The sequence below is a fragment of the Streptomyces sp. WELS2 genome (assembly GCF_013870595.1).
Classification (GTDB): domain Bacteria; phylum Actinomycetota; class Actinomycetes; order Streptomycetales; family Streptomycetaceae; genus Streptomyces.
This window is the reverse complement of record NZ_JACBWZ010000767.1, coordinates 1-2,903: the sequence shown is the minus strand read 5'-3', so window position 1 is coordinate 2,903 and position 2,903 is coordinate 1. Positions and strand designations below refer to the sequence as shown.

General features: G+C 71.6%; 3 protein-coding genes. 1 reads left to right on the top strand and 2 read right to left on the bottom strand.

The features are described from left to right. Window positions 1–452 precede the first annotated feature (452 nt). Window positions 453–1,478 (top strand): tryptophan--tRNA ligase, encoded by a 1,026-nt coding sequence (gene trpS, locus H5J33_RS29510; RefSeq protein WP_181797858.1) that lies wholly within the window; start codon window positions 453–455, stop codon window positions 1,476–1,478. A gap of 55 nt (window positions 1,479–1,533) precedes the next feature. Here trpS and proC read toward each other — a convergent pair whose 3' ends face one another. Both proC and H5J33_RS29500 read right to left on the bottom strand, forming a co-directional pair. Next, window positions 1,534–2,346, bottom strand: a complete 813-nt coding sequence (proC, locus tag H5J33_RS29505; RefSeq protein WP_181797857.1) for a pyrroline-5-carboxylate reductase — start codon at window positions 2,344–2,346, stop codon at window positions 1,534–1,536. A 66-nt stretch (window positions 2,347–2,412) separates the two neighbouring features. After that, window positions 2,413–2,903, bottom strand: a 491-nt coding sequence (locus H5J33_RS29500) for a methyltransferase domain-containing protein (RefSeq protein ID WP_181797856.1), incomplete at its 5' end; no start/stop codon positions are given.

The window sequence follows — 2,903 nt, the reverse complement described above, 5'->3', positions numbered from 1 at the left end:
CCTTCCCGGCTGTTGGGCCGTTCCGACGAGTGAGACTTTAGCGGATTCCCGGCTCCCGAGCTAATCGGGGGCCTGCGTCCTTTCGAACGCGGATTCCTCATTTCGCAAATACGCACACCAAAGCAGTCGGCGCCGGAGCGTCGATGAGTGGGTGGTGCCTGCGGAATGGCTGTCCGGGGACCGACCGGAGTCGGCGCTCACGTCGGACAACCCGGAGAACACTACGGATCGGCGGGAGTCGTGTCAACCCACTGCCGTGGAGCACTCCTCAGGCGTACTGTGGACGACGTGATGACGCGTACGTGCACCCAGCTCTGGTGGGCCGCCTGACGGCGGCCGTACTCACGTATGCACCCAACGGCCGCCGCTTCGGCGGCCGTTCTCGTCTCTCCCTCCGGGTCCGAGGGGGCCGGCCGCAGGGGCGGCGGTCCCGACCTGAAGGTGGAGTGGACATGACCCGGGTTTTCAGCGGGATCCAGCCGACCGGGCACCTGACCCTCGGCAACTACCTGGGGGCCATGCGCCGCTGGGCCGAGGTGGACCAGCACCGGGCCGATTCGCTGTTCTGTGTGGTGGACCTGCACGCGCTGACCGTCGAGCACGATCCGGCGCGGTTGCGCAGGCTCAGCCGGCAGACGGCGACGCTGCTGCTGGCGGCCGGGCTCGATCCCGAGGTGTGCACCCTGTTCCTGCAGAGCCATGTGGAGGAGCACACCCGGCTGTCGTATCTGCTGGAGTGCGTGGCGACCGACGGCGAGATGCGGCGGATGATCCAGTACAAGGAGAAGGCCGCGAAGCAGCGGGAGCGCGGGGGGAGCCTGCGGCTGTCGCTGCTGACGTATCCGGTGCTGATGGCCGCGGACATCCTGGCGTACGGCGCGGACGAGGTGCCGGTCGGCGAGGACCAGACGCAGCACGTGGAGCTGGCCCGGGATGTGGCGGTGCGGTTCAACCAGCGCTACGGGCACACCTTCGTGGTGCCGCGGACGACACTGCCGACGGTCGCCGCGCGGGTGATGAACCTCCAGGACCCGACGCGGAAGATGGGGAAGTCGGACGAGTCGGGGGCCGGGGTCGTCTATCTGCTGGACGAACCGGACGTGGTGCACAAGAAGGTGCTGCGGGCCGTCACGGACAGCGGGCGGGAGGTCGTCTACGACCGGGCGGCGCGGCCGGGCCTCGCCAATCTGCTGGACATCCTCGCCGCCTGCACGGGCGGGGACCCCGAGTCGCTGGCGGCCGCCTACGACTCGTACGGCTCCCTGAAGAAGGCCGCCGCGGAGGCCGTTGTGGAGGTGCTGCGGCCGGTGCGGGACCGGCACAGGCAGCTGTGCGCCGATCCGGCGTATGTGGAGGGGGTGCTGCGGGACGGCGCGGAGAAGGCGCGGGCGCTGGCCCGGCCGACGGTCGATGCGGCCTACCGGGCGATCGGGCTGCTGCCGCCCGTGGCGGAGCCCGCGCCGAGCGTCGCTCTCTAGACGACGGGGTTTCCGGCCCGCGGGCGGCGGTGGCCGCCCGCGGGGCCCCGGGCGGTCAGTCCTTCTTGCCGGAGGCGAGTTCGCGGCTGCGGTCGCGGGCGGCTTCGAGGGCGGCGATGAGCGCGGCTCGTACGCCGTGGTTCTCCAGCTCGCGGATGGCGTTGATGGTGGTGCCGGCCGGGGAGGTGACGTTCTCCCGGAGCTTGACGGGGTGCTCGCCGCTGTCGCGGAGCATCACGGCGGCGCCGATCGCGGACTGGACGATGAGGTCGTGGGCCTTGTCGCGGGGCAGGCCGAGCAGGATGCCGGCGTCGGTCATGGCTTCGACCAGGTAGAAGAAGTAGGCCGGGCCGGAGCCGGACAGCGCGGTGCAGGCGTCCTGCTGACTCTCGGGGACGCGCAGGGTCTTGCCGACACCGCCGAAGATCTCCTCGGCGTGCGCGAGGTGCCGCTCGGTGGCGTGGCTGCCGGCGGAGATGACCGACATGGCCTCGTCCACGAGGGCGGGCGTGTTGGTCATGACCCGGACGACGGGGGTGCCGGGCGCCAGGCGCTCCTCGAAGAAGGAGGTGGGGATGCCGGCGGCTCCGCTGATGACGAGGCGGTCGGCGGGCAGGTGCGGGGCGAGTTCGTCCAGGAGGGTGCCCATGTCCTGCGGCTTGACCGTGAGGATCAGGGTGTCGGCGGTCTTGGCGGCCTCGGTGTTGGTGACCGGGTTGACGCCGTGGCGGGCGCGGAGTTCTTCGGCGCGTTCGGGGCGGCGGGCGGTGACCAGGAGGTCGGCGGGGGCCCAGCCGGCCCGGATCATTCCGCTGAGCAGGGCTTCGCCGATCTTGCCGGTGCCGAGGACTGCGACTTTCTGGCTCATGCCGATCAGTCTGGCACCGGGGTGGGCTGTGCGGGCCGGTTGTCCGGTGGGCGGAACGGCGGCGGGTCAGGGGGTGCGGGCGACGACGAGGAGGACGTCGTAGGTCTCCTCGACCATGCCGTCCGGGAAGACCTCCCGCAGGTGCGCGCGCTCCTGTTCCAGGAAGGCGGTGGCCCGCTCCTCGGGGATGACGAGGAGGGCGGAGTGGGTGGCGATGTTGGCGAGGTGGGTGTCGATCGGTACCCGGCGGCTCCAGCGGATGGTGCGGCGGGTGAAGTGCAGGCGTCCGCTGGGGTCGGCCTGTTCGACGCGTTCGCCGGCCTTGCGCTGTTCGGCGGCTACGTCGACGCCGAGGAAGCGGCCGGCCCGGCCGGCGGCCTCCGCGATCCAGTCGACGTCGTACACGTTGGTGTTCCACCACAGGGCCAGCGCGCCGCCCGGGCGCAGGACGCGGAACGCCTCCGGCACCGAGCGCGCCGGGTCGGTCCAGTGCCAGGCCTGGGCGTAGGTGATCAGGTCGGCGGTGGCGTCGGCGAGGGGCAGGGCGTTGCCGTCGC